The organism is Campylobacter sp. CNRCH_2013_0671h, from assembly GCF_025773055.1.
GTDB classification, from domain to species: Bacteria; Campylobacterota; Campylobacteria; order Campylobacterales; family Campylobacteraceae; genus Campylobacter_D; species Campylobacter_D lari_D.
Genome location: NZ_JAKMTG010000010.1, coordinates 17,395 through 43,995, shown reverse-complemented (window position 1 = coordinate 43,995; position 26,601 = coordinate 17,395). Strand labels below are relative to the sequence as shown.

At 30.9% G+C, this 26,601-nt stretch carries 26 protein-coding genes; 18 read left to right on the top strand and 8 right to left on the bottom strand.

Annotation, left to right across the window (positions count from 1 at the left end):
* Nucleotides 1-126 precede the first annotated feature (126 nt).
* Together prfB and L8X97_RS07130 are read left to right on the top strand one after the other, a co-directional pair.
* Complete coding sequence (prfB, locus tag L8X97_RS07135) at nucleotides 127-1,227, top strand: peptide chain release factor 2 (RefSeq protein ID WP_039642502.1); 1,101 nt, start codon at nucleotides 127-129, stop codon at nucleotides 1,225-1,227.
* Between the two features lie 19 nt (nucleotides 1,228-1,246).
* Nucleotides 1,247-2,083 carry a universal stress protein gene (locus L8X97_RS07130; RefSeq protein ID WP_263659431.1) on the top strand — a complete coding sequence of 279 codons (837 nt, stop codon included), beginning with the start codon at nucleotides 1,247-1,249 and terminating at the stop codon, nucleotides 2,081-2,083.
* 57 nt (nucleotides 2,084-2,140) lie between these two features.
* On the opposite strand, the gene L8X97_RS07125 is transcribed toward L8X97_RS07130, so the two are convergent.
* Nucleotides 2,141-3,178: a YeiH family protein gene (locus L8X97_RS07125; protein ID WP_263662954.1), complete on the bottom strand. Its 1,038-nt coding sequence runs from the start codon at nucleotides 3,176-3,178 to the stop codon at nucleotides 2,141-2,143.
* Between the two features lie 106 nt (nucleotides 3,179-3,284).
* Here L8X97_RS07125 and L8X97_RS07120 point away from each other — a divergent pair, with 106 nt between their 5' ends.
* Nucleotides 3,285-4,148, top strand: coding sequence for a LysR family transcriptional regulator (locus tag L8X97_RS07120; RefSeq protein ID WP_263662953.1), 864 nt, complete (start codon nucleotides 3,285-3,287; stop codon nucleotides 4,146-4,148).
* On the opposite strand, the gene murD is transcribed toward L8X97_RS07120, so the two are convergent.
* Nucleotides 4,140-5,339 (bottom strand): UDP-N-acetylmuramoyl-L-alanine--D-glutamate ligase, encoded by a 1,200-nt coding sequence (gene murD, locus L8X97_RS07115; RefSeq protein WP_263659428.1) that lies wholly within the window; start codon nucleotides 5,337-5,339, stop codon nucleotides 4,140-4,142. The two genes, L8X97_RS07120 and murD, sit on opposite strands and share 9 nt — an antisense overlap.
* The gene (mraY, locus tag L8X97_RS07110) at nucleotides 5,339-6,397 is read right to left on the bottom strand and encodes a phospho-N-acetylmuramoyl-pentapeptide-transferase (protein WP_039625318.1); all 1,059 of its coding nucleotides are present in this window, start codon (nucleotides 6,395-6,397) and stop codon (nucleotides 5,339-5,341) included. Before mraY ends, murD begins: the two co-directional genes overlap by 1 nt.
* Nucleotides 6,398-6,475: 78 nt before the next feature.
* Here mraY and gpmI point away from each other — a divergent pair, with 78 nt between their 5' ends.
* Nucleotides 6,476-7,954: a 2,3-bisphosphoglycerate-independent phosphoglycerate mutase gene (gpmI, locus tag L8X97_RS07105; protein ID WP_263662951.1), complete on the top strand. Its 1,479-nt coding sequence runs from the start codon at nucleotides 6,476-6,478 to the stop codon at nucleotides 7,952-7,954.
* A gap of 14 nt (nucleotides 7,955-7,968) precedes the next feature.
* Complete coding sequence (gene fabG / locus L8X97_RS07100; RefSeq protein ID WP_263662950.1) at nucleotides 7,969-8,712, top strand: 3-oxoacyl-ACP reductase FabG; 744 nt, start codon at nucleotides 7,969-7,971, stop codon at nucleotides 8,710-8,712.
* Nucleotides 8,713-8,722: 10 nt separating this feature from the next.
* On the opposite strand, the gene acpS is transcribed toward fabG, so the two are convergent.
* The 3 genes from acpS to L8X97_RS07085 all read right to left on the bottom strand — a co-directional run bounded on the left by acpS (nucleotide 8,723) and on the right by L8X97_RS07085 (nucleotide 10,328).
* Nucleotides 8,723-9,079 carry a holo-ACP synthase gene (gene acpS / locus L8X97_RS07095; RefSeq protein WP_263662949.1) on the bottom strand — a complete coding sequence of 119 codons (357 nt, stop codon included), beginning with the start codon at nucleotides 9,077-9,079 and terminating at the stop codon, nucleotides 8,723-8,725.
* On the bottom strand, nucleotides 9,079-9,624 hold the full coding sequence (gene fliL, locus L8X97_RS07090; protein WP_133319594.1) for a flagellar basal body-associated protein FliL: 546 nt from the start codon (nucleotides 9,622-9,624) through the stop codon (nucleotides 9,079-9,081). The genes acpS and fliL overlap by 1 nt, the downstream gene beginning before the upstream one ends.
* 65 nt (nucleotides 9,625-9,689) lie before the next feature.
* Complete coding sequence (locus L8X97_RS07085) at nucleotides 9,690-10,328, bottom strand: transcriptional regulator (protein ID WP_220566805.1); 639 nt, start codon at nucleotides 10,326-10,328, stop codon at nucleotides 9,690-9,692.
* Between the two features lie 218 nt (nucleotides 10,329-10,546).
* On the opposite strand from L8X97_RS07085, the gene L8X97_RS07080 reads away from it, so the two are divergent.
* From L8X97_RS07080 to L8X97_RS07065, 4 genes are all read left to right on the top strand, one after another.
* Nucleotides 10,547-11,971, top strand: coding sequence for a catalase (locus tag L8X97_RS07080; protein ID WP_263659425.1), 1,425 nt, complete (start codon nucleotides 10,547-10,549; stop codon nucleotides 11,969-11,971).
* Nucleotides 11,972-12,022: 51 nt separating this feature from the next.
* Nucleotides 12,023-12,484 carry an ankyrin repeat domain-containing protein gene (locus L8X97_RS07075; protein ID WP_220566807.1) on the top strand — a complete coding sequence of 154 codons (462 nt, stop codon included), beginning with the start codon at nucleotides 12,023-12,025 and terminating at the stop codon, nucleotides 12,482-12,484.
* A gap of 172 nt (nucleotides 12,485-12,656) precedes the next feature.
* Nucleotides 12,657-14,054 (top strand): argininosuccinate lyase, encoded by a 1,398-nt coding sequence (gene argH, locus L8X97_RS07070; RefSeq protein ID WP_263662948.1) that lies wholly within the window; start codon nucleotides 12,657-12,659, stop codon nucleotides 14,052-14,054.
* A gap of 20 nt (nucleotides 14,055-14,074) precedes the next feature.
* Nucleotides 14,075-15,406, top strand: a complete 1,332-nt coding sequence (locus L8X97_RS07065) for an anaerobic C4-dicarboxylate transporter family protein (protein ID WP_263662947.1) — start codon at nucleotides 14,075-14,077, stop codon at nucleotides 15,404-15,406.
* Between the two features lie 3 nt (nucleotides 15,407-15,409).
* On the opposite strand, the gene L8X97_RS07060 is transcribed toward L8X97_RS07065, so the two are convergent.
* On the bottom strand, nucleotides 15,410-16,084 hold the full coding sequence (locus L8X97_RS07060) for a transcriptional regulator (protein WP_263662946.1): 675 nt from the start codon (nucleotides 16,082-16,084) through the stop codon (nucleotides 15,410-15,412).
* Nucleotides 16,085-16,251: 167 nt separating this feature from the next.
* On the opposite strand from L8X97_RS07060, the gene L8X97_RS07055 reads away from it, so the two are divergent.
* The 7 genes from L8X97_RS07055 to feoB all read left to right on the top strand — a co-directional run bounded on the left by L8X97_RS07055 (nucleotide 16,252) and on the right by feoB (nucleotide 24,300).
* Nucleotides 16,252-16,614 (top strand): Rid family detoxifying hydrolase, encoded by a 363-nt coding sequence (locus L8X97_RS07055; RefSeq protein ID WP_044598311.1) that lies wholly within the window; start codon nucleotides 16,252-16,254, stop codon nucleotides 16,612-16,614.
* A 3-nt stretch (nucleotides 16,615-16,617) separates the two neighbouring features.
* Nucleotides 16,618-18,057, top strand: a complete 1,440-nt coding sequence (dcuC, locus tag L8X97_RS07050) for a C4-dicarboxylate transporter DcuC (RefSeq protein WP_263662945.1) — start codon at nucleotides 16,618-16,620, stop codon at nucleotides 18,055-18,057.
* Nucleotides 18,058-18,071: 14 nt separating this feature from the next.
* The gene (locus L8X97_RS07045; RefSeq protein WP_263662944.1) at nucleotides 18,072-19,241 is read left to right on the top strand and encodes a trans-sulfuration enzyme family protein; all 1,170 of its coding nucleotides are present in this window, start codon (nucleotides 18,072-18,074) and stop codon (nucleotides 19,239-19,241) included.
* Between the two features lie 3 nt (nucleotides 19,242-19,244).
* A complete protein-coding gene (gene purB, locus L8X97_RS07040; RefSeq protein ID WP_173787881.1) occupies nucleotides 19,245-20,609 on the top strand; it encodes an adenylosuccinate lyase in 1,365 nt (454 codons plus the stop codon).
* Between the two features lie 6 nt (nucleotides 20,610-20,615).
* Entirely contained in the window at nucleotides 20,616-21,956 is a 1,341-nt protein-coding gene (locus L8X97_RS07035) for an MmgE/PrpD family protein (protein ID WP_263659418.1), read from the top strand.
* Between the two features lie 92 nt (nucleotides 21,957-22,048).
* Nucleotides 22,049-22,276 carry a FeoA family protein gene (locus L8X97_RS07030; RefSeq protein WP_039627920.1) on the top strand — a complete coding sequence of 76 codons (228 nt, stop codon included), beginning with the start codon at nucleotides 22,049-22,051 and terminating at the stop codon, nucleotides 22,274-22,276.
* A complete protein-coding gene (gene feoB, locus L8X97_RS07025) occupies nucleotides 22,276-24,300 on the top strand; it encodes a ferrous iron transport protein B (RefSeq protein ID WP_263659417.1) in 2,025 nt (674 codons plus the stop codon). The genes L8X97_RS07030 and feoB overlap by 1 nt, the downstream gene beginning before the upstream one ends.
* Nucleotides 24,301-24,315: 15 nt before the next feature.
* On the opposite strand, the gene tenA is transcribed toward feoB, so the two are convergent.
* A complete protein-coding gene (gene tenA / locus L8X97_RS07020) occupies nucleotides 24,316-24,981 on the bottom strand; it encodes a thiaminase II (RefSeq protein ID WP_263659416.1) in 666 nt (221 codons plus the stop codon).
* 145 nt (nucleotides 24,982-25,126) lie between these two features.
* Between tenA and acpP the strand changes: the two genes are divergently transcribed.
* Nucleotides 25,127-25,360: an acyl carrier protein gene (gene acpP / locus L8X97_RS07015; RefSeq protein WP_039617517.1), complete on the top strand. Its 234-nt coding sequence runs from the start codon at nucleotides 25,127-25,129 to the stop codon at nucleotides 25,358-25,360.
* Between the two features lie 26 nt (nucleotides 25,361-25,386).
* Nucleotides 25,387-26,601, top strand: coding sequence for a beta-ketoacyl-ACP synthase II (locus L8X97_RS07010; RefSeq protein WP_263662943.1), 1,215 nt, complete (start codon nucleotides 25,387-25,389; stop codon nucleotides 26,599-26,601).

Here is a 26,601-nt window from a genome sequence, read left to right as displayed (position 1 = left end):
GTTGCTATTTGAAATTAGGAAGTTGAAGAGAGAATTTAAGCAAAAATAAATAATTTCTTTCTAATTTTTGCTAAATTTGCTAAAATTATAAGATTAAATTATATCAAAATTAGAAAGAAAATTTTTATGGATAATTACGAATACAGCGAACTTTTAAAAAAATTAAAAAACAAAGTTGGAAATATCGCTTCTATTATTAAACCTGAAGAGATAAAAGCAAGATTAAAAGAAATAGAAAATTTAGAAAACTCCCCTTCTTTTTGGAGTGATGTAAAACAAGCAGGCATTATAGGTAAAGAAAAAACTAAAATTTCAAATTTACTTAAAAATTATGAAAATGCAAATAATGCTTTAAATGATGCAAGTGAGCTTTTTGATCTTGCTAATAGTGAAAATGATTTAGATACCATAGAAGCTTTATTTGAAGATGCAAACAAGCTAGAAGATCTTATTGTAAATCTTGAAATTTCTATGCTTTTAAGCGGAGAAAATGATGGTAAAAATGCTATAGTTTCCATTCACCCAGGTGCAGGCGGAACGGAGAGTAATGACTGGGCTAGTATGCTTTATAGGATGTATTTGAGATTTTGTGAAAGAGAAGGTTTTAAAGTGGAAACACTTGACTTTCAAGAAGGCGAAGAAGCAGGGCTTAAAGATGTTAGCTTTTTAGTAAAAGGTGAAAATGCTTATGGGTATTTAAAAGCTGAAAATGGCATTCATCGTTTAGTAAGAACTTCTCCATTTGATAGTGCAGGGCGTCGCCATACGAGTTTTTCTAGTGTGATGGTTTCACCTGAACTTGATGATGATATAGAAATAGAAATTGAAGAAAAAGATATAAGGATTGATTATTATAGAGCAAGCGGGGCAGGTGGACAGCATGTTAATAAAACTGAATCAGCGGTGCGTATAACTCATATGCCAAGTGGTATAGTAGTGCAATGTCAAAATGATAGAAGCCAACATAAAAACAAAGCAACTGCTTTTAAAATGTTAAAATCACGCCTTTATGAGCTTGAGCTTATGAAACAACAAGATGAAGCAAATTCAAGTGAAAAAAGTGAGATAGGTTGGGGTCATCAAATCCGCTCTTATGTGCTTTTTCCTTATCAACAAGTCAAAGACACACGCTCAAATGAAGCTTTTTCACAGGTTGATAATATCTTAGATGGGGATATTAAAAAAATTATAGAAGGTGTTTTAATAGCACAAAAAGCACAAGATTAATACTACAAAAGGATATTAAATGGAAAAAATTCTAGTTTGTGTGGATGTTTTAGAGCCTTGTAGGGAAAGTTTGCATTATGGGGTGTATTTAGCCAAAAAGCTAGATTTACCTTTAATGTTTTTATACACTATAGAACCAAATTTTACTAATGCTGAATTAGCTTGTAGTTTTGGAATAGGTGCTAGTGGATGTGTGATTGAAGATTTGGTAGAAGAGCAAAGTCAAAAAAATGAAAATCTTTGCAAAAAAGGGCAAAGAATTTTAGAAGAATTTTGTGCTTATGCAAAAGAACAAGGCGTAAAAGAATGCTTTAGTGTGCAAAGAGATGGAGACTTAGAAGAAGTTTTAAAAGAATACAATGATCAAATAAGATTAGCCATAGCAGGTTTAAAAGGCGGAGGTAAGAAAAACAAAATAGGTATTCATACAGAAGAATTAGTAAGAGCTTTAAATGTGCCTATTTTGCTTGTAAATTCTGCTTTTAAAGAGATTAAAAGTGTAATGATGGCTTATGATGGGAGTAATTTAGCTAAAAAGGCCATAGAACAAGCCATTAAAAGACCTATTTTTAAAGAAGCAAAGCGTTATGTAGTAAATGTTTCTAAAGATGAAAAAGCTTCTTGTGAGTTATTAGCTCAAGTAGGTCAAATTTTTAAAGAAGCAAATTTAAATGTGCAAACACAGCATTTAAGTGGAGAGATTACTCAAGCTTTATTTGATTTTGGTGAGCAAAATGATATAGATTTATTGATTATGGGGGCTTACTCACATCACTGGGTAAAAAGTATTTTATTTGGTAGTTTGACAAATGATATTTTAACTAAGGCTAAAAAACCTTTATTGTTAATTCGCTAACATTAATCTATTTTGATTAAAGATTATAAAATAAATACATGAAGAATTTTCATGTATTTATAAATTTAATAATAAAATAAAACTAATTGATATAAAGATTAACCATATAAAAAGAAAAAATGCCATTAAAAATGGTTTAAAACCTGCATTTTTTAAAACATTTTTATGGATATTTACTCCTAAAGCTACCATAGCCATAGAAAGCAAAAGTGTGTCTATAGTTTGTATGCTTGGTTTTATATAGTTAAGCGCAAAATCTGTATTTAATATTTCAAGTGAGCTAATACCGCATGCAAATAAAAACCACAAAGCAAAATAAGGAATATTTGCTTTAATGGAGATTTTTTCATTATTTTTACTTAGAAATTTCAATGAAAAAAGACTTAAGAAAATCAAAAAAGGCACTAGCATTAAAACACGCATCATTTTTTCTATGACAGCACCATCTCCTGCTTTTACAGCTTCACCTGCTGCAACAGCATGTGCAACTTCATGCAAGCTTGCTCCCATGAAATACCCCATTTGCTTTAAATTAAAAAAATCAAACCAACCTAAATTCCAAGCCAAAGGATATAAAAACATCCCTAAAGTTCCAAACACAACCACAGTGCAAACTGCTACGCCAACTTTAGCAGAGCCACCTTTAACAATGCTTTCACTAGCCATCACAGCAGCTGCTCCACAAATGCTTGAGCCACTACTTATAAGTATGCTTTCTTTAAGATCAAGTTTGAATAATTTTCCTAACAAAAGCCCTATAAAAAAGGTAGAAAATACCACTAAAAATGCTAGCAAAATCCCATTTAATCCAACTTTTTCTAAATCATTAAAAGTAATTCTAAAACCATAAAGTATAATTCCAAGTCTTAAAATTTCTTTTGTTGCTATGCCTAAAACTCCTGATTTTTTGAGTAAATTTGCATTTTGATGAGCTAAATTTCCTATTAAAGCTCCTAAAATCACGGCTATGATTAAAGCTGAAATTCCAAGATTTTTAAAAAAATTAAGCTCAGAAATAGCAAAAGCACAAAAAGCAAGAGTAAAAAGCAGTAAAAAAGCTTCAAATTTTCTATGTTTATATATATTTTTATACATGAATTTTTCCTTTTTTTGTTTTTTGTAATCTTAATGATTTTTTTGTGATAAGTAAAATTAATTTTATTTGATATAATGATTAAAAATATTTATCAAAAGAGTGCTTATGACTTTTAAACAAATAAAATATTTTCAAGCCTTGTGTAGAAATTTAAATTTAAGAGCTTGTACTAAAGAATTAAATATAACTCAATCTGCTTTGTCTTTAGCTATATTTGAACTTGAAAAAAGTTTAAACACCAAGCTTTTTGATAGAAATGCTAAATTTTTAAGCTTAAATGAAAAAGGAAAGTTTTTTTTAAAACAAATTACTCCTTTGATTTTAGAATTTGAACGCATAGAAAAAGCAATGCAAGATGATCAAAGCTATGAAATAAGTATGAAAGTTAGTCAAAATGTAGGCACTTATTTACTAGGAACTTTTTTAGATCAAAAGGCGGAAAATATCAAGTTAAATTTGTCTTTGGATAATAGTCAAAATATCATCAAAGATATTTTAGATAAAGAAATCGATATAGGTTTAATTGAAGGTATTTGCAAAGATAAGGATATAAAAAAGATTAAAATTTGTGATGATGAGCTTATTGTGGTGAGTAAAAATGACTTCAAAAAAGAATTTTTCATAGATGAATTAAAGGATTTTAAATGGCTAAGTCGTGAGCAAGGTTCAGGTGCAAAAGAAGTGTTTTTAAATGCTTTGCCTAAAGATGTAAAGCTTAATTTGGTTTATGAGTTAAACTCAACTGCTATGATAAAAGAGTTGACTAAAAAAGGTAAATTTTTAGCAGTTTTACCTAAATTTAGTGTTAAAGAAGAGCTCGAAGCTAAAAGTTTATTTGAAGTAAGATTAAAAAATTTTAAAATTTCAAGAGAGCTTTGCTTGATTTATCATAAAAATAAAGAACCAAGCAATAAATTTATAAATTTATGTGAGTTTTTAAAATTTTGCATTCAAAAAGATTTAGCTTAATTCTTGAATACATTTTTTAAAAAGTTCTCCTCTTTCTTCATAAGACTTAAACTGATCTAAGCTTGCACAAGCAGGGCTTAGTAGGGCTACTTCATCATTAGTTAAGTTTTGATTGATTTTTTCTACCGCTTTAGGTAAAAACTCACAAAAATGTGCTTTTAAATTAGCATTTTTAGCATAATCAAGTATTTTATTGGTGCTTTTTCCTATGGCATAAAGCTCTATATCAAGCTCTTTCATAAAAACAAATAAAGCGCTTAAATCCACTCCCTTATCATCCCCACCTATGATAAGATGAATTTTTTTATCCTTATAGCGTTTAAGAGCAGCTAAACTAGCATCAAGATTAGTTGCTTTAGTATCATTTACCCAAAGTCTATTTTTATGATCAAATATTTCTTCAAGTTTGTTTTTTTCTATCTTAAACTCGTTTAAAAGCTCATAAGAGCAACGATCTAGTATGATTTTTTCTATACTTAAGGCAATAAGAGCATCAAGCAAAAATGGGGTTTTAAAATGAATTTTTTCTAAATCAATTTGCATTTTTTTAGCTAAATCTTGCTCATCTTCATAGCTTATAACATAAGCATGAGTTGGATAAGCCTCATATTTTTTAGGTAAAATTACCACATCATTTTCATTCATTCTTTCAAGCACGCTAAGCTTGGCTTGCTCATAATTTTCAAAGCTTTTGTGCCAAGAAAGATGATCGGGCGTGATAGGTAAAAGTGCATAAATTTCAGGTTTAGCTACTTTGGTGTAAAAAAGCGAAAAAGATGAACTTTCTAAAATCCATAATTTAGCACTAATATCCATTTGTACTAAAGGAGTTCCTATGTTTGCTCCCATTTGTGCATTGATGTGTTTTAAAAGATGATGTGTCATTTGGGTGGTGGTGGTTTTGCCATTTGTTCCGCTTATCCAAACACTTTTTGGCATGCCATCATAAAAAAAATCATACTCACTGCTTAAATTTTTTGCTTGCCGTATGAGAGAATGATCATTTGGAAAGCCAGGACTTGGAATTTCTAAGTCACTTTTTAAAGGATTAAATTCACAAGGCGGTAAAAGTGTATTGTTAAATTCATCTTTACTTATACTTGCAAAATGATCATCATAAATATCGCAATTTCCAAAACGCTGCGCAAAAGCTTTAGTTGTTTTTCCGTATCCAAAAAGTGAAATTTTCATTATCTTAACTTTATACTAATTAATGCAATGATATTTGCAAGTAAGGCTATCATCCAAAAACGCACGATGATTTTATTTTCCACCCAGCCTATTTTTTCAAAATGATGATGAATAGGTGCCATTTTAAATACTCTTTTATTAAAGATTTTAAAACTTCCTACTTGTAAAATCACTGAAATAGTTTCTAAAACAAATACAAAACCTATAAGCAAAAGCAAAATTTCATTTTTACTTACTATACCAAGATAGCCTAAAAACGCCCCTATGCTTAAACTCCCACTATCTCCCATAAAAACTTGTGCAGGATAGCAGTTATACCACAAAAATCCCATAAGCGCACCAACTAAAGCCGCGCTTAATACCACAAGTTCTCCTAGACCTTGAATTTTAGGTAAGAATAAATAAGAACTATAAATAGCATTTCCACTTAAATACAAAAAAGCACCAAGACTTAAAAGAGAAAATATAGAAGGCACAGTTGCAAGACCATCAAGCCCATCGGTTAAATTTACAGCATTAGAGCTTGATACAATAACTAAAATCCATAAAAACAACATAAACATACCACCATCAAAAATAGCATGTTTGTAAAAAGGTAAATAAAATTCAGTATTTATATCAAATAAATACAATAATCCAACACAGATAAAAGCAGCACTAAATTGCCCTAGAAGTTTCATTTTTGGACTTAATCCTGCGTGATTGTCTTTTTTTAAAATTTTCCCCAAATCATCAACTAAGCCTATAGTACAAAATAGTACTAAACATAATAATCCAACGATTACAAAACTATTATTTAAATCAGCGCTTAAAACACTTGCTATGATAGTAGCAAAGATAAAAACAAGCCCACCCATAGTAGGGGTATGAGATTTAGCTTGGTGTGATTGTGGAGCGTATTCATAAATAGGTTGATTTGCTTTTTTATTTTGAGCCCATTTAATAAATTTTGGCATTAAATACAAACTCAAAAACAAAGCGATAAAAAATGCAAAACCAGCACGCACGCTAATATAAGAAAAAAACATATAATTTGTATATTCTGTAAGATAAAGCAAAATTTTAACCTTGTATTTGTTTTTTAAAAGCATAATTTTAGTAAAATCACATAAATAAATTATAAAAAAGAGTAAAAAATGAGTCAAAAATGTATTTTGATAATCACAGATGGTATAGGACATAATACAAATTCAAACTATAATGCTTTTTTTCATGCTAAAAAGCCAACTTATGATAAGCTTTTTGAAAATACCCCTAATGCTTTGATAAAAACAAGTGGCTTGGCAGTTGGCCTACCTGAAGGTCAAATGGGTAATAGCGAAGTAGGGCATATGTGTATAGGTAGTGGACGCATAATCTATCAAAATTTAGTCAAGATAAATAAAGCCATAGAAAATGACACTTTAAAAGATAATAAGGCTTTAAAAGAATTGTTGCAAAAATGCAAAAGAGTGCATATTATAGGGCTTTATAGTGATGGCGGGGTGCATTCTATGCATACACATTTTAATGCACTTTTAAAAATTTGTAAGCAAGAAAATAAAGAAGTTTTTGCGCATGCAATTAGTGATGGTAGGGATTGTCCTCCAAATTCAGGTTTAGAATTTATAAAATCTTTACAGGAATTTTGCGAAAAAGAAGGGGTTAATTTTGCTTCTTTATCGGGAAGATTTTATGCTATGGATAGAGATAAGCGCTATGATAGGGTTAAGTCTTATTATGATGCTTTATTTGCTAAGGCACCAAAGTGTGATGATTTTGTGCAATTTATACAAAAAAACTATGATGAAAATATCACAGATGAGTTTTTAACCCCAGTTATTAGTCAAAACTTTGATGGAATTAAGGCTGAAGATGGTGTGATTTTTATCAATTTTAGAAATGATAGAATGCGTCAATTAGTCGCTTCTTTAACCCAAGAAAGTTTTAATGAATTTCCAAAAGAAGTGCTTATAAAAAATGCCATTACTATGAGTTTGTATGATGAGAGTTTTAAACTACCTGTGATGTTTGAAAAAGAAGAGTTAAATAATACTTTAGCTTCTGTGATAGCTAATGCAAATTTAAGCCAACTTCACACAGCTGAAACAGAAAAATATGCTCATGTAACCTTTTTCTTTAATGGGGGAAAAGAAGAATTAGAATGCAATGAAACAAGAATTTTAATTCCAAGCCCTAAAGTAAAAACATACGATGAAAAACCTCAAATGAGTGCTAAAGAAGTCACAGATGAGGTGCTTAAGGGTATAGAAAGTGGTATGGATTTTATCGTAGTAAATTTTGCAAATGGTGATATGGTAGGACATACGGGTGATTTTGAAGCTGCGATTAGTGCGGTTGAATGTGTAGATGAGTGTTTAGGTAGGGTTATTGCTAAAGCAAGAGAGCATGATTATGCTTTTATTATTACTTCAGATCATGGAAACTGTGAAGCGATGAGGGATGAAAAAGAAAATATGCTCACTAATCACACAACCTTTGATGTTTTTGCCTTTGTCGAAGCTAAAGGAGTAGAAAAGCTTAAAGAAGGCATGGGGCTTAGTAATATAGCACCAAGCGTGCTTAAAATTTTAAACTTACCTATCCCAAAAGAAATGGATGAGGCTTTATTTTAATTTAAAGGAGAACAATGAAATTTAGTGGAAAAAATGTTTTAATAACAGGTGCAAGTAAAGGTATAGGTGCAGCAATAGCCAAAGAATTAGCAAGTTATGGCTTAAAAGTTTGGATTAATTATAGAAGTAAGCCTGAGCTTGCTGATGCACTAAAAGAAGAGATAGAAAAAAGTGGTGGTTGTGCGGCTGTGATTAAATTTGATGCAAGTGTTGAAGAAGAATTTACAAGCGCTATTGCAACTATAGTAGAAAGTGATAGTGAGCTTAGTTATTTAGTTAATAATGCAGGTATTACTAATGATAAATTAGCACTTAGAATGAGTATGGATGATTTTTCTTCAGTGATTAATGCTAATTTAAATTCAAGTTTTTTAGGTTGTAGAGAGGCATTAAAAACTATGAGTAAAAAGCGTTTTGGTGCGGTTGTAAATATCGCTTCTATAGTTGGAGAAATGGGAAATGCAGGCCAAACTAATTATAGTGCTAGTAAAGGCGGTATGATAGCTCTAACAAAATCTTTTGCTAAAGAAGGTGCAGCAAGAAATATAAGATATAACTGCATTACCCCAGGTTTTATAAAAAGTGATATGACTGAAGTTTTAAGTGATGAAATAAAACAAAATTATATTAACAATATCCCTTTAAAGCGTTTTGCAGATGCAAGTGAGGTAGCTCAAGCTGTGGCGTTTTTATTAAGTGATCATTCTTCTTATATCACAGGGGAAATTTTAAAAGTCAACGGTGGGCTTTATATGTAAAAGCAAGGTTTTAACCTTGCTTAGTTTCTATAGCTACTACTGCTATAGCAAAACCCCCATCATGTGCTACGCTTACACTTGCTGATTTAATTTTGAATTCTTGCATGACTTTTTGAGAAAAACTAATGTGCGGAGCATTTTTATCATCCTTAGAGATGATGATGTCAAAAAAAGAACATTCTTTAGAAATTCCAACTCCTAAAGCCTTAGAAGCAGCTTCTTTAATAGCCCAAAATCCGGCTAGAGTGTTGATATTTTTTATATAACTTTGCTCTTTCTTGGACAAAAATTTATCCAAGAAAAGCGTTTTATGTCTTTCATAAATTTTTTCTATGCGAGAGCATACGACTATGTCACAGCCTATCATTAAGATACTACAAAGTCGGTAAAATAAATATTTTTGATAAAACCATCAGTTAAAACTTCATTGATCTTGCCGGTTAATTCATCTTTTAATCTTTCTTTACCCTTTGTAGTGCTTACTTCTTCAAAGGTTTTTGATGTTAAAGTTCTAATGATAATATCTCTAATAATAGCAACTTTTTTATCAAGTTCAGGAGTTAATGTTTCAACATTTTGTTCAAGTTGAATGGTGCATTTTACATATCTTGATCCACCATCACTTAATAAATTTAGCGTAAAAGGTGCTAAAGGATACATCACGCCAATATTTGCATAATCACTCCCTCTAGCTGCTACTGCATTTGTTTTTTTAGGAGCTTGTGCAACTTGTGCGCTTTCTTCGGTTTGCGGGGTAGGATTTTCTTCAGAGCCGCCACTAAACATTAGATAAGCAATTGCTCCTACAATAACAAGTAAAAATACAAATAAAAATACAACGATAATGATTACTAAAGTATTCCCGCCTTTTTTCTTTGATTCACCTTGTTCATCCATCATATCATCAGCCATATTTTTCCTTTTATAAAATTTTAAAATGTTATTGTATCAAAAATTATATTTTTTTTAAATTATGATTATTTAATCTTTTGTAAATGTCTATAAACACTAGGTTCTGAAATATTTAAAAGCTCCGCAACTTTAGGAATAACACCTTTTACATTAAATACGCCTTTTTCATATAAACTAGCTATCATTTTTTGTTTTTCCTTCGGTTTTAAACTTTTATTTTTAAAACTTTCAATATCTATCCCCGTAATATCTTCAACGATTTCTTCTAAATCAAGTTTTATGTATTCTTTATTTTCTTGTTCAGGACTTTCATAAGAATTATCATAAATATTTCCAAGATTTAAAATTTCATCAGAGATTTTTTTAAATGCTGAAGTATCATGATTAATACAAAGCAAACCTTCAAGTTTTTCATCTTTTTTAATAAAAAAAGTAGAGCCTGACATTACTTGTGAGCTTTTAGCTGAAGTTTTATAATGTGTTATATAATCACGCTCTAAATAGATTTTGTTTTTAATCATTTCAATAGCAAAGCCTGTTAGAGGTGAATTTATAGTTCTTTTGCTAATATGATTATTAGCTATTTCTGCTATATTAGTACCATCTTCACTTACATCATGCAAAACTATTTCATAATTTCTTCCCAAAGCATCAGCAAGAAATTTCACTAATTTAATATAGTAAGTTCTTGTTTCTTTATCCATTAAACTCTCCTTGTTTTATTAATTTTGTAGTAAAAATATTTAAAATAAGAGTACTTATTCTTATTTTTCAACAATTTTAATACAAAATAAAAATAATTATGCTTAAAAAAAGATTATTTTTTCAAAAATAATAATTTTTATTGTTTAATTTTATTTTAATAATATAGGGATATAATTTATCAAATAATAAAAATTATTATTTATAAAAAGGAGAAAAGATGAAAAAACTAACCAATGATTTCGGAAATATCATAGCCGATAATCAAAATTCATTAAGCGCAGGTGCTAAGGGTCCACTTTTAATGCAAGATTATATTTTGTTAGAAAAACTTGCCCATCAAAATAGAGAAAGAATTCCAGAAAGAACTGTTCATGCAAAAGGGAGCGGTGCTTATGGGGAGCTTAAAATCACTAAAGATATTTCTCAATACACCAAGGCAAAAGTTTTACAGCTTGGAGAAAATACACCTTTATTTATAAGATTTTCAACCGTTGCAGGCGAAGCAGGTGCAGCTGATGCAGAAAGAGATGTAAGAGGTTTTGCTATTAAATTTTATACTAAAGAAGGAAATTGGGATTTAGTAGGTAATAATACTCCGACATTTTTTATAAGAGATGCATATAAATTTCCTGATTTTATCCACACTCAAAAAAGAGATCCAAGAACTCATTTAAGAAGCAATAATGCTGCATGGGATTTTTGGAGCCTTTGTCCTGAAAGCTTACATCAAGTTACTATTTTAATGAGTGATAGAGGAATTCCTGCAAGCTATCGTCATATGCATGGTTTTGGAAGTCACACTTATAGTTTGATTAATGATAAAAACGAAAGATTTTGGGTGAAATTTCATTTTAAAACCAAGCAAGGTATTAAAAATTTAACCAACGAAGAAGCGGCAAATTTAATAGCAAATGATAGAGAAAGTCATCAAAGAGATTTATATGAAGCTATTGAAAAAGGAGATTTTCCAAAATGGACTTTCCAAATTCAAGTTTTAAAAGAAGATGAAGCAGAAAAATTAGGTTTTAATCCTTTTGATTTAACTAAAGTTTGGCCACATAGTATTGTGCCTTTAATTGAAGTAGGCGAATTAGTACTTAATAAAAATGTACAAAATTACTTTAATGAAGTAGAACAAGCTGCATTTAGTCCAAGCAATATTGTTCCTGGTATTAGTTTTAGTCCTGATAAAATGTTGCAAGCTAGAATTTTTTCTTATCCTGACGCACACAGATATCGCATAGGGACAAATTATCATTTATTACCAGTTAATCGTGCAAAAAGTGAAGTAAATACTTATAATGTAGCAGGTGCTATGAATTTTGACACTTACAAAAATGGCCTTGCTTATTATGAACCAAATAGTTATGATGATAGTCCAAAAGAAGATAAAAATTACCTAGAGCCTGACTTAGCACTTGAAGGTAATGCGCAAAGATATGCTCCACTTGATAATGATTTTTATACCCAACCAAGAGCCTTGTTTGATATAATGAATCAAGATCAAAAAGAGCAATTATTTAAAAATATCGCTGCTTCTATGAGTGGGGTTGATGAAAAAATTATTGCTAGAGCATTAAGTCATTTTGAAAAAATTTCAAGTGAATATGCAAATGGCGTTAAAAAAGCTTTGAAAATGTAATTTTTACTTGCCACTTTAAAAGTGGCAAACTAAAGATTATAAAGGAAAAATATGTTTAGTAATGAAGAAGAAAAAAGAATTCAAGAGCTTTGCACTATGGCTTTTGATTACGCAAGACAAAATGATTTACAAAATTTAAAGATTATGATAGAAGCAGGTTTGAGTGTGAATTTAAAAAATCATAAAGGCGATAGTCTTTTAATGCTTGCAAGTTATCATAATGCTTATGAATGTGCTAAGTTTTTACTAGAAAATAATGCTAGGGTAGATGAGAAAAATGATAGAGGGCAAACTCCATTAGCAGGGGTGTGTTTTAAAGGATATTTACCTATGTGTAAGCTTTTGGTAGAACATGGAGCAAATATTGATGAAAACAATGGTCTTGGTATGACACCTTTTACTTTTGCGTTGATGTTTGGGCATAGAGATATAGTAGAGTTTTTAACAAAGAATTCTAAAAAAAGTTTTCTTAAAAAAATAGCTTTTAGTGTATTAAAAATTTTCAAAAAATAGTTAATAATTTATAATATATTAAAAATATATTTTATTTATTTAAAATTATCAAAAAATTCTATTATTAAATTATAAATTTTTAAAATTTTTTATTATAGAAATAAAAAATTTAAGCTAAATTAAAATAAATTCAAATAAAATTACCCCTAATTTTTTAATGAAAGGATAACAAATGTCTAACAAAACAGAAAAATTATGGGGTGGGCGTTTTGATTTACCTACAAATAAATTAGTTGAAGAATATACTGCTTCACTACCAGTTGAGCCAAGACTTGCTCCTTTTGATATACAAGGTAGTATAATTCACTGCACCATGCTTGCAAAACAAGGTATTATAAAAGACGATGAAGCAAAGACTATCATTAAGGGCTTAGAACAAGTTAGAGAAGAAATTCAAAATGGTACTTTTGTGTTTGATATAGCTGATGAGGATATTCATATGGCTGTAGAAAAAAGAATGACACAAATCGTAGGTCCAGTAGGTGGAAAACTTCATACTGCAAGAAGTAGAAATGACCAAACTACACTTGATTCAAAAATGCATATGAGAGCTGTTATTAAAGAAGTATTAACTCAAATTACTACTTTGCAAGAAGAAATTATCCATCAAGCTCAAAAAAATATCAAAGCTATTATGCCAGGTTATACACATTTACAAACGGGCCAGCCAGTGCTTTTCTCACATTGGATTATGGCATATTTTTGGATGTTAAGTAGGGATTATTCTCGTTTTGAAGATTTATATAAAAGAATGAATGAGTGTCCTTTGGGAGCAGCTGCACTTGGTGGAACTACATTTAATATAGACAGACATTTTTGTGCCAAAGAACTAGGCTTTACTAAACCAACAGAAAATAGCATTGATAGTGTAAGTGATAGAGATCACATGGTTGAATTTACTGCTATTGCTGCAATGTGTTTCATGCACCTTAGTCGTTTTTGTGAAGAGCTTATACTTTTTTCAAGTCAAGATTTTAAATTTATAGAATTAAGTGATGATTTTTGTACCGGTTCAAGCATAATGCCTCAAAAGAAAAATCCTGATGTAGCTGAAAAAATGCGTGGTAAGACAGGTAGAATGTATGGTAATGTTATGGCAATGCTAACTATTATGAAAGGTATTCCATTAGCTTATAATACTGATATGAGTGAAGATAAGGCTCAAGTTTATGATTCTATGGATACTTTAATGGCAAGTTTAAAAATTATAACTCCTATGATAGAAAAAATGCAAGTAAATGCTAATAATACAAGAGCAGCAGCTGCAAAAGGATTTTCAAATGCCACAGATATGGCTGATTATTTAGTAAGAAAAAATATACCATTTAGAGAAGCTCATAGTATAGTAGGTTCAGCTGTGAATTATTGTATTAAACACGGAAAAATGCTTGAAGAGCTTAGCATGGAAGAATTCCATCAATTTAATGAAAATATCCAAGAAGATATTTATGAAGCAATTGCTTTAGAAACTTGTATAGACGCAAGACTTTCTTATGGTGGTACAGGAACTAAAGTTGTATTAGAGCAAATTGAACATGCAAAAGAATTGTTGGATAAATGTAAAAAATAAACAATAAGGGCGAAGATTAGATGGATATTATTTTTATACTTCAACTTTTTATTATTTTTTCTATGATAGCCATAGGTGGTAGATATGGTGGTATAGGACTTGGGGTTGCAGGTGGGCTTGGTATGTGTATTTTGGTGTTAGTTTTTGGTATGCAACCAGCTTCACTTCCTGTGAGTGTTGTGTTTATTATACTTGCTGTGATTACTTGCGTGAGTGTTTTGCAAAGCGCAGGCGGGCTTGATTTGCTAGTAAAAATAGCTGAAAAAGCATTAAAGAAAAAACCTCAAGCTATTGTTTTTATGGGCCCATTAATCACATCCACATTTACAATATTTTGTGGTACTACTTATGTGGCTTTTTCTATTTATCCAGTGATTGCTGAAGTAGCTGCTCAAGCTAAAATTCGTCCTGAAAGACCACTTTCAGTTTCAGTTATAGCAGCAGGTATTGCAGTGGTAGCTTCTCCTATGAGTGCAGCCACTGCAGGTATGGTAGCCATTTTAGCCATTAGTGGTGTAGGACTTGTTCAAATATTAGCTGTGGTAATGCCAGCATTTTTAATTGGTGTTATATGTGCTTGTTTGAGCGTTTTTAAAAGAGGAAAAGAGCTTGAGCAAGATGAGGAATTTCAAAGAAGAGTAAGAGCAGGGGAATATCAGTTTTTAACTCAAGATAAACAAGAAGATAAACAAGAAACAGATCCTAAAGTAAAAAGAGCTTTATTAATATTTGCTTTGGGGATTTTAACCATTATTTTCTTTGGGACTTTTACAAATTTGTTACCTCACTATGAGCTTGCAAATGGTAAAATAGAAAGACTTTCTACCCCAAATTTAATTCAAATGATCATGCTTGCAACAGCTTGTTTAATTATGCTTTTTGCTAAAGTTCCTGCTAATAAACTTGGTGAAGCTTCTGTATTTAAATCAGGACTTATAGGCGTTGTAGGGGTTTTTGGTATAGCTTGGATGACAGGGACATTTTTTGAAGCTTACAAGCCTTTATTTAGTGATTCTTTATCACATATTGTAGAAGATTATCCGTATTTATTTGGCGTAGCTTTATTTGCCTTTTCTATGGTGATTTTTTCTCCAGCTGCAACAGTAGCTGCTTTGATGCCTTTGGGTGTGAGTTTGGGAATTCCTCCTCAAATTCTTATCGTGCTTTATCCTTGCGTGAGTGGAGATTTTATAGTTCCAGGAGCTAATCAAATAGCTTGTGCGGCTTTTGATAGAACAGGCACAACAAAAATAGGAAAATTTGTGATCAATCACTCTTATTTAAGACCAGGTTTTGCTTTAATCATTGGTGCTGTTGCGAGTGCTTATTTTATATCGCAAATAGTTTTTTAGCTATTAAAGGCTATTTTTAAATTTTTGCAAATATCTATAGACGCTAGGTTCTGATATATTAAGTGACTTAGCAACTATAGGTATACTTCCTTTTATATTAAAAATTCCCTTTGAATGAAGCTTTTTAATAATCTCATCTTTTTGTTCAGTGCTTAAGCTATATCCTGAATTTAAATATTTTAAGTCTATGTTTTCAGCTAGAATATCTTCTATAGAATGACTAAGTGTTTCTATATTACTCACATTGTGTAAATTTACGTTGTTTTGATTGTGAATATCTAATAAATCACTAAAATCATTAATTTTTTCTAGTTCTATGATTTTACTAATAGCATTTCTAAGTTCTGTGGTGTCGTGATTTATACATAAAATTCCTACAATTTTATTTTGGTTTTTTATAAAAAAGGTTGATCCGGTAACGATCTTAGACTTTCCAACCTTTGCTTTGTAATCATATAAAAAATCTTTATTTAAATACTCTTTTTCTTGTACAAGCTCACTCGCAAAAGAGGTTAATGGAGAATTGATTGTCCTTCCGCTAATATGATTATTTGCAATGGCTGCTATATATGAACCCTCAGGTGAAATCACATGAAAAACTATTTCATACTGATCTCCAAGAACTTGCCCTAAAAATTGAGTGAGTTTGATAAATAATTCTTTTTGTTGTTCATCCATGATCTAGACCTTTTTGTTGTTTTTTGTTATTTTACAAAATATTTTCATCAAAGTTGTTAATATTTACAACAATAAAAAAAATTATTATTATGATAAAAAAATATTGACAATTTATTATTATGATGATAATATTATATTATGATTTCATTTAAACACAAGGAGTATACATGGCAAATTATCCAAAGGCTATAGGACCATATTCAGCTTATAGAGAAGCTAATGGTTTGTTATTTATTTCAGGACAACTTCCTATTAATCCACAAAGTGGAAATATAGAAAGTGAAGATGTAAAAGAACAAACAAGACAATCATTGTTAAATATCAAGGCTATATTAGAAGAAAATAATCTTTATTTTAATAATGTAGTTAAAACGACTTGCTTTTTGGCAAATATTGATGATTTTTTGGCTTTCAATGAGGTTTATTCTGAATTTTTCGCAGCTCCATATCCTGCAAGAAGTGCTTTTGCGGTAAAAGATCTTCCTAAAGGAGCAAAAGTGGAGATAGAGGTTATTGCTCATAAAGGATAGAGCATGTTGGGTTTATTTTTTGCAGGATGTTCTGTATTTTTACTTGTTTTTATGCTCTATAAAAAAATCAACGCCCACATGGCGTTGCTTTTAAGTGGTTTATTCTTGTTAGCTTTAGCAGGAATTTTTGGACTTTCTCCAATTATTAATGAAAAACAATCTTTACATTTAGGTCTTTTTGATATTTTTCAAGTAGTAAATACTAAAATGTCAAGTACTCTAGCAGGTCTTGGACTTACTTTAATGTGTATAGCAGGATTTTCTGCTTATATGGATCATGTAGGTGCAAGTTATGCTTTATTTAAAGTATTTGAAAGACCTTTAAAAGCTGTGAAATCACCTTATGTTTTATTGTTGGTTTCATATTTTGTGATCCAGTTTTTAGTGCTTTTTATACCTTCACATGCAGGTTTAGCACTTTTGCTTATGGTTACAATGTACCCTATTTTAGTGCGTTCAGGTGTTTCTAAGCTTTCTGCGCTTTCGATTATTGCTATTTGTCAATACATTGACCATGGCCCAGGAAGTGGTAATGTAATTTTAGCTGCAAAAACAGCTGAAATTGATCCTGCGGTATATTTTGTGCATTATCAGCTTCCTACAACTGTGCCTATTATCATAGCAGTGGGTATTGCGATTTATTTTTGCTCAAAATATTTTGATAAAAAAGAAAATTTCACATTTAACCGTGATGATGTTGAAAAAGAATTAGTAGAACATGATGGCAAAAGTGAAGAGCTTAAAAAACCACCTAGAATTTATGCGATTTTACCTATTATACCTTTAGTGTTAATTTTGGGCTTTAGTAGTGTTTTAGATAGCATAATGGTGTTAATGGGATTTACTACCATGGAAGAAGTTAAGGCAGCTTCATCTACTGCAATTAGGATGAATGTGCCAGTTGCTATGATGATTTCAACTTTTATAGCAATTATTTTTGAAATCATTCGTTATAAAAGTTTAATTGATACTTTAAATTCTATCATGGTATTTTTCAAAGGTATGGGGCATTTGTTTGTAATCACAGTTTCTTTGATCGTTTGTGGCCAAGTTTTTGCAAGTGGCCTTTTATCGGTTGGTTTTGTAGATACTTTAATAGACTTTGCAAAAGATGCAGGTTTTGGAGTGCTTGCTATCATCATAGCAGTTTCTATTTTACTTGCTGTGTGTGCATTTTTAATGGGTTCAGGAAATGCAGCATTTTTTTCTTTTGCACCACTCATTCCAAATATAGCAAAATCTTTTGGAGTTGAAACTATAACTATGATAGCACCTATCCAAATCATGACAGGTTTTGGTAGATGTGTTTCACCTATTGCACCAGCTATTTTGGCAATTTCAGCTATGGCTAAAGTAAATCCATTGCAAGTTGTAAAAAGAACAGCTATTCCTATGCTTGTAGCTGCTATTGTTAATGTGATTATGACTTATGTTTATTTGTAAAAAAGGAGTACAAAATGAACAACAAAACTAAATTAATCCACCTAGGAAGAGGCGATCAAAATGCTGAAGTAAGATCAGTTAATCCAACCTTAATGCGTGCATCAACTATACTTTTTAAAGATCATGCAACTTGGCAAAAATACCGCGAGCTAAGAAAAACAGATCGTGTTTTAAGCTATGGTGCTAGAGGAACAGCTACAAATTTTGAACTTGAAAAACTAATTTGTGCGCTTGAAGGAGGCCATAGAGCGCAACTTTTCCCAACAGGACTTGCAGCATTAGCTATGGTGCTTTTAAATTATGCTAGCAAAGATGCTCATTTTTTAATCACTGATGCTATTTATGGACCTGTTAGAACAATTTGTGATTTATTTTTAACTAAAATGGGTGTAGAAATTGACTTTTTAAAAGCTGATGCTTCTGATGTAGAAGAAAAAATCAAACCAAACACAAAATTAATCCTTTGTGAAAGTCCAGGTTCTATACTTTATGAAATCATAGATTTGCCAAAACTTTGTGAAATTGCACACAAACATAACATACCAGTAGCGATTGATAATACTTATTCAAGTGGGTATTTTTTAAATCCGCTTGAGCTTGGCGTGGATATTTCAGTTATTGCAGCGACTAAGTACTTAAGTGGGCATTCAGATGTTACTATGGGTATAGTAGTAATTAATGAAAAAGAATGGAAAAATTTTGACAAATTACCAGAAGCTTTAGGATTTACTACAAGTCCTGATGATGCTTATTTAGTACTTCGTGGTATGAGAACTTTAGATGTAAGAATGAAAGCTCATGAAAAAAGTGCAGATGAGGTAGTAGAGTTTTTACAAAGTAGAAAAGAAGTTAAAACAATTTTTTATCCAAAATTAAAAACTCATCCAAACCATGAAGTTTTTATGCGCGATCATAAAGGTGCTAATGGTATGGTAACGATTGAATTTGCAGATGGCATTTCTAAAGAACAAGCTATTTTGTTTGTAGATAATTTAGAGTATTTTTCAATCGGTGCAAGTTGGGGTGGATATGAGAGTTTAGCTACTGTTACTACTCCGCCAAGAACGGCAACAGATTGGAGTACTAGAGGTTCTTTTGTAAGATTTCATATAGGTCTTGAAGATAGTAAGGATTTGATTGCTGATTTAAAACAAGCATTTGAAAAAATAAATTTTAAAGGATAAAACATGGGTGTGAGTGTATTTGATATGAGGTTGCTTCAAGATTCTTGGAGCACCCCTGCAATGAGAGCTATTTTTAGTGAAGAAAATAGAATTCAAAAATGGCTTGATGTAGAAGCTGCTTTGGCAAAAGCTCAAGCAAAACTTGGCATTATCCCTAATGAGGCAGCTACAGAAATAGCTAAAAAAGCGCATTATAAATTTATGGATATGGATTTTATTTTTGCTGAGTTTAAAAAGACTAAACACCCTTTAGTGCCTACTGTTAGAGGTTTGGAAAAAGCTTGCGAAAATGGTCTTGGCGAATATGTGCATTTTGGTGTAACAACACAAGATATCATTGACACAGGCATAGTTTTGCAATTTAAAGAAGCTATGGCTTTAATCAAACAAGATTTAAAAGATATAGCTAAAAATTTAGCAAAAATCGCAAAAGAGCATAAGAACACTGCAATGATGGGAAGAACCTTAGCTTTACAAGCTTTACCTATAACTTTTGGACACAAAGTTGCAATTTGGCTAAGTGAGCTTAATCGTCACTATGAAAGAATTATCGAACTTGAAAAAAGATTATATGTAGGATTAATCGTAGGTGCAGTGGGAACTAAAGCAAGCTTAAGTGACAAGGCTAATGAAGTAGAAAAACTTACTTTAGAAAGCTTAGGTTTAGAAGTTCCTGACATCTCATGGCAACCAGCAAGAGATCGTTTTATTGAGCTTGGTTATGTTTTAGGTAATATCAACGCAACCTTTAACAAAATAGCACATCAACTTTTAATTTTAGCTCATAATGAAATCGATGAAATTGCTGAGCCTTTTGGAAAAGGTCAAGTGGGAAGCTCTACTATGCCTCATAAAAGAAATCCCGCAGTAAGTGAAAACGCAGTGACTGTGAGTAATGCCCTAAGAGCTAATATTGCAATTTTAAGCGATATAGAAAGACATGAGCATGAAAGAGATGGTCAAGTTTGGAAAATGGAATGGAAGCTTTTGCCAGAAGCATTTTTAATGCTTTCAGTAGTATTAGCAAATATGAAATTTGTCTTTGATGATTTAGAAGTTAAAAAAGACAAAATGTTAAAAAATCTTGATACGCTTAATGGCTTTGTATTGGCAGAACGCGTGATGTTTGCTTTGAGTGATCATTATGGTAAGCAACATGCACATGAAATTGTTTATGAAAATGCTATGAGAGGCATAGAAAATCATAAAACTTTTAAAGTTGTTTTACTTGAAGATGAGCGTGTAAGTAAGGTTTTAAGTGAAAAAGACATTGATGTTTTAATGGATGCTACAACTTATGTAGGTTATGCACCAAAATTAGTTGATGAGTTCTTAGAAAAAATCGCTAATGCACAAATTCTAAAGTAGGAAAAAATGTATTTAAGTGAAAAACTAGCCGAATTTATCGTAAATTTAGATTATGAAGCTATTCCTAGTGAAGTAAAACAAAGAGCAAAAGAGCTTATGCTTGATGCACTAGGAACAGCCCTAGCTGCTAAAAATGAAGCTTGTGTTTTAAATGCAACTAAGGCTTTTGAAGCTTTAAGCGTAAATCCTAGTGAAAAAATTTGGAGTGGGGATAAAAAGCTTGATGTAATTTATGCTGCGATGGTAAATGCTATTGCAGCGCATGCCCTTGATTTTGATGATACTCATACTGAAGCTATTTTGCACGCTAGTGCTATTTTAACCCCGCTTTGTTTAACTTATGGATTTAGTGTAAGTAAGGATGGAAAGAAAGTCTTAAAAGCCTTTATTGTTGGTTGGGAAATTGCTGCTAGAGTGGGTATAGCAAGTAAAGGAAGTTTCCACAAATGTGGCTTTCATACTACAGCTATAGCAGGAATTTTTGGTAGTGTGGCTGCAAGTTGTGTTTTACTTGATTTAAACAAAGATCAAATCATCAATGCATTAGGTTTAGCAGGAAGTTTTGCAAGTGGGGTAAATGAGTTTTTATCTAATGGTTCTAATTCTAAAGTTTTACACATAGCTAATGCTTTGAAAAATGGAATTTTGGTAGCAAATTTCGCAAAAGCTAATATGAGTGGTCCTTTGAGTATATTTGAAGGAAGGGATAATATCTTTAGAACTTTTGGCTTAGAAGATAAATGTGATAAAAATGAACTTTGTAAGGGTTTGAATGAAATTTGGCAAGTAATGCAAGTTTCGTTAAAACCTTATCCAAGTTGTCATTTTGCACATGGGCTTATTGATTGTGCTATGAGTTTAAGAAATGATGGCTTAAAAGCACAAGATATCAAAAGTTTGCATTGCTTTGTAGATGAAGTGCCAATTTCATTTATTTGTGATCCAATAGAAGCAAAATACACTCCACAAAGTGCTTATGCGGCCAAATTTTCCATGCCTTTTTTAATGGCTTTAGCGTTTTTTGATGGCAAAATTACTTTAAAATCTTATGAAAATTTAAATAGAGCTGAACTAATAGAATTTGCTAAAAAAATTAGCTATGAGAAGAAAAAATCTAGCGGTTTCCCTAAATACTTTCCAGGACATTTAGAAGCTGTTTTAAATGATGGAAGAGTAATTAAAAAAGATGTGTTTATAAATAAAGGAAATTTTGATAATCCTTTAAGTTTTGATGAATTAAAAGATAAATTTCTTTCTAATGCTAGCATAGCACTTTCTTTAGAAAAGGCTGAGGAATTAGTCAAAAAGCTTCAAAATTTAGAAAATCTAAATGATTTTGATTTCTAGCAATCTCATTTTTTGAGATTGCTTATTATTTTAAAAAATAAATAATTGAATTTTTTATATAATGTCTTATCTTAGTTTTTGTAAGGAAAAACATGACTTTAGATACATTAAAAGACAATGAAGAAGCCTTTATAGTAGGCTTTGAAGCAGATAAACAACTCCAAGCAAGACTTTTTAGTTTTGGTTTTGCAAAAAACAAAAAAGTTAAAAAAATTCGCTCTTCTATAGCAAATTCTACTATTATGGTAGAACTTGATACAACTTGCGTGATTTTACGCTCAAGTGAAGCAAAAATAATACAAATTTCAAAAGAGTTTTAATGAAAGAAATCATCGTTGCTTTAGTAGGTCAGCCAAATGTTGGTAAAAGTTTATTAATTAACGCACTTTGTAAAGCTAATATGAAAGTTGGAAATTTTAGCGGTGTTACGGTTGAAAAGGCTGAGGCTAGATTAATTTATAAAAATTATGAGTTTAAATTTATAGATTTACCAGGAACTTATGCATTAGATGGTTATAGCGAAGAAGAAAAAATTACAAAAGATTTTTTAAAAAAGGGTAAATTTGATCTTGTAGTAAATGTGCTTGATTCTACAAATTTAGAGCGTAATTTGATTTTGAGTGCATCTTTAATAGAAGCTAAAATCAAAATGATTATGGCTTTAAATATGCAAGATGAAGCTAAAAATGAAGGTTTTAGTATAGATTTTAAAATTTTATCCCAACTTCTAAATACACCTTGTCTTGGCGTGTGCGCTAAAACTAAAGAAAATCTAAATGCACTTTTGGATTTAATCATTTCAACCCATGAAGCTAAATTTGAAGCTAAAGAGCGTGTTTATAGCGATATCATAGAAGAAGAACTTGCAAAAATAAGTGAATTTTTAAATCAAAATGAAATTACTTATTTAGATTTTTCTACAAAAGATTTGGCACTTGCTTTACTTAAAAATGAAGCCAATATAGTCATTTCGCACGCTTTGAGAAAAATACTTGATGAAGCTTTAGAAAAAATTTATATGGCATATCATAGCAAAGATATGGAAAGTATTTTTAAAGAAGAGCTAATTGCTTTTGCAAATGGTATATGTGTTAAGGTTTTAAGCAAGAGTGTTAAGTATAAAAATCATACCAAAGAAATAGATTCTATTTTAATTAATAAATTTTTAGGAATTCCTATATTTTTGTTTTTTATGTGGGCTTTATTTCAACTAACCTTTACTTTAGGTCAAATCCCTATGGATTATATAGAAATGTTTTTTGCTAATTTAGGTGATATGGTAAAAAATAATATTAGCAATGAATTTATCGCTTCAGCCTTAGCTGATGGTGTTTTAGGTGGGGTTGGTGCAGTTATAACTTTTTTACCAAATATTATGATTTTATTTTTTGGTATAGCCTTGCTTGAAACAACTGGATATATGGCTAGGGTTGCATTTTTATTAGATGGAATTTTATATAAATTTGGCTTGCATGGTAAAAGTTTCATCCCTTTAATCACGGGTTTTGGTTGCTCAGTACCTGCATTTATGGCTACAAGAACTTTAAAAAATAAAAAAGATAGATTATTAACTCTTTTTATTATTAATTTTATGAGTTGTGGTGCAAGGCTTCCTGTATATGTGCTTTTTGTTGGAGTGTTTTTTCCTGCTGATGTGGCAGGAAATTATCTTTTTGGGATTTATCTTTTGGGTGCGTTTTTGGGTTTGATTGCAGCTAAAATTTTAAGAATGAGTGCTTTTAAAGGACAAGATGAACCCTTTGTAATGGAAATGCCAAAATATAGAATGCCAAATTGGAATTTGGTATGGTTTATGGTGTTTAACAAAGCCAAAATGTATTTAAAAAAAGCAGGAACATTTATTTTGATAGCTTCTTTACTTATTTGGTTTGCGAGTAATTTTCCTGCACAAGAAAATAATACTCAAGATGCTTTAACTCAAGAGCTTCAGATAGAAAATAGTTATCTTGGACAATTTGGCAAAGCAATAGAGCCTATTTTTGCACCACTTGGCTTTGATTGGAAACTTAGTGTATCTTTGGTAAGTGGTTTAGCGGCTAAAGAAGTGATGATTTCTACTATGGGCGTGCTTTATTCTTTAGGCGATGAAGTTGATGAGACAAGTTTAAATTTACAAGAGGCTATAAAAGAAAACATCCCTTTTAGCACAGCAGTAGCTTTTATACTTTTTGTTATGATTTATAATCCTTGTTTTGCAGCAACTATAGTTTTTGCTAAAGAAGCAGGAAATAAAAAGTATGTATGGTATCTTTTTATATTCACATCTTTATGTGCGTATTTGATCGCTTTTTTTGGGATTAATATTGCTAAATTGATAATTTAATCATCTTTATGATGATTAAATTTCCATTTTTTGCTCTAAAGAGTGTTGCCAAAAGGCCGTTTCAAGTCTTATAGTAGTATAAAAAATTTCGTTTAATTTTTTAAATTTTTCTTCGCTAATGCTATTTGCATAAGAATTAAAAAAATCTTTAAATTCTTTAATTTCATCTTGAAATTCTTTTCCCGCATAGGTTAAAATCCACTCTTTGTAAGGATGATTTTCTAAGCTTTGTTTATCAAGTCCTTTATAAATTTCTTCTCCTATATATGCATAGCCTATAGCACAAGCACTCAAAGCACATAGCATATCTAAATAATCTCCATTTTGTCCCACACTTAGTAAGTACCTTGTATAAGCAATATTGGTTAAACTTTCATCTTTATAGTCTAGTTTTTCTACATCAATACCTAGCTTTAAAATACTTCTATGAAGCTCTAATTCTCCTTCTAAAGTGTAGTTTTGATTTTTAATAGCAAATTGAATTTCTTGAGCATTATTTGCATTTAAAGCAAGCAAAGCATAGCATTTTGCATAATTATTTAAAAAGATATAATCTTGTTTAAGATAAAACAAAAATGTATCTTTTTCTAAAGTGCCATTTTGAAGTTTTTTTACAAATTCATGATAGATGTATTGATCCCAAGTTTTTTTATTTTCTTTTATAAGTTTATCTAAAAGCATAAATTTCCTTTGCTAAAATTTAAGCTTTTATTTAAACACAGATAATTAAATTTTTCGTAATAATCTTTAATTTTTAACTTTTTAAACAAGAAATTTATTTTTTTATTGTAAAATGTTGTTTAATTTTTTAAACTAGGAGATAAAAATGGCAATTTTTGATGATGTAAAAAAAGTAGTTGTTGAGCAACTTAGTGTTGATGAAGATGCAGTTAAAATGGAATCTAAAATCATTGAAGATTTAGGTGCAGATTCTTTAGATGTTGTTGAATTAGTTATGGCTTTAGAAGAAAAATTTGATGTAGAAATTCCAGACAGTGATGCTGAAAAACTAGTAAAAATCGAAGATGTTGTTAATTATATAGAAAATCTTCAAAAATAATTTTAATTTTTAATAAGGAGTGCGGTTTGAAACGCGTTGTAGTAACAGGTATAGGAATGATCAATGCCCTTGGTTTAGACAAAGATAGCTCATTTAAAGCAATTTGTGATGGTAAAAGTGGCGTTGATAAAATCACTCTTTTTGATACCACTGATTTTCCAGTGCAAATTGCTGCTGAAGTAAAAAATTTTGATCCTTTAAGTGTCTGTGATGCTAAAGAGGTTAAAAAAATAGATCGTTTTATACAACTTGGTATTAAAGCAGCAAGAGAAGCTATGGAAGATGCTAAATTTGATGAAACTTTAAACAAAGAAGAATTTGGTGTAGTTTCAGCAGCTGGTATAGGTGGTTTACCAAATATAGAAAAAAATTCCGTTACTTGCGCACAGCGTGGACCACGCAAAATAACTCCTTTTTTCATACCATCAGCTTTGGTTAATATGCTTGGTGGGATTGTATCAATCGAGCATGGATTACAAGGACCAAATATCTCATGCGTGACTGCTTGTGCAGCAGGAACTCATGCTATAGGCGAAGCATATAAAAGCATAGCTTTAGGCAATGCAGATAAAATGCTTGTAGTAGGTGCTGAAGCAGCTATTTGTGCTGTAGGTATAGGTGGCTTTGCTGCTATGAAAGCTCTTTCTACTAGAAATGATGATCCAGCTAAGGCTTCAAGACCATTTGATAAAGAAAGAGATGGTTTTGTAATGGGTGAGGGTGCTGGTGCTTTAGTGTTTGAAGAGTATGAGGCTGCTAAAAAGCGTGGAGCTAAAATTTATGCTGAGTTGGTAGGTTTTGGCGAAAGTGCAGATGCACATCATATCACTTCACCTACTTTAGAAGGGCCATTGCGTGCTATGAAAAAAGCCTTAAAAATGGCAGGAAATCCAAAAGTAGATTATATTAATGCACACGGAACTTCTACTCCAGTAAATGATAAAAATGAAACAGCAGCTATTAAAGAACTTTTCAAAGATCAAATTCCTTTAGTTAGTTCTACAAAAGGTCAAACAGGCCATTGTTTGGGTGCTGCTGGTGCTATTGAAGCTGTTATTTCTTTAATGGTGCTTGATCAAGGTGTATTACCGCCAACTATCAATCAAATCGTAGCAGATGAAAATTGTGATCTTGACTATATACCAAATACTGCAAGAAAAAACGAAGTTAATGTAGTAATGAGCAATTCTTTTGGTTTTGGTGGAACAAATGGTTGTGTGATCTTCAAAAAAGTAGATTAA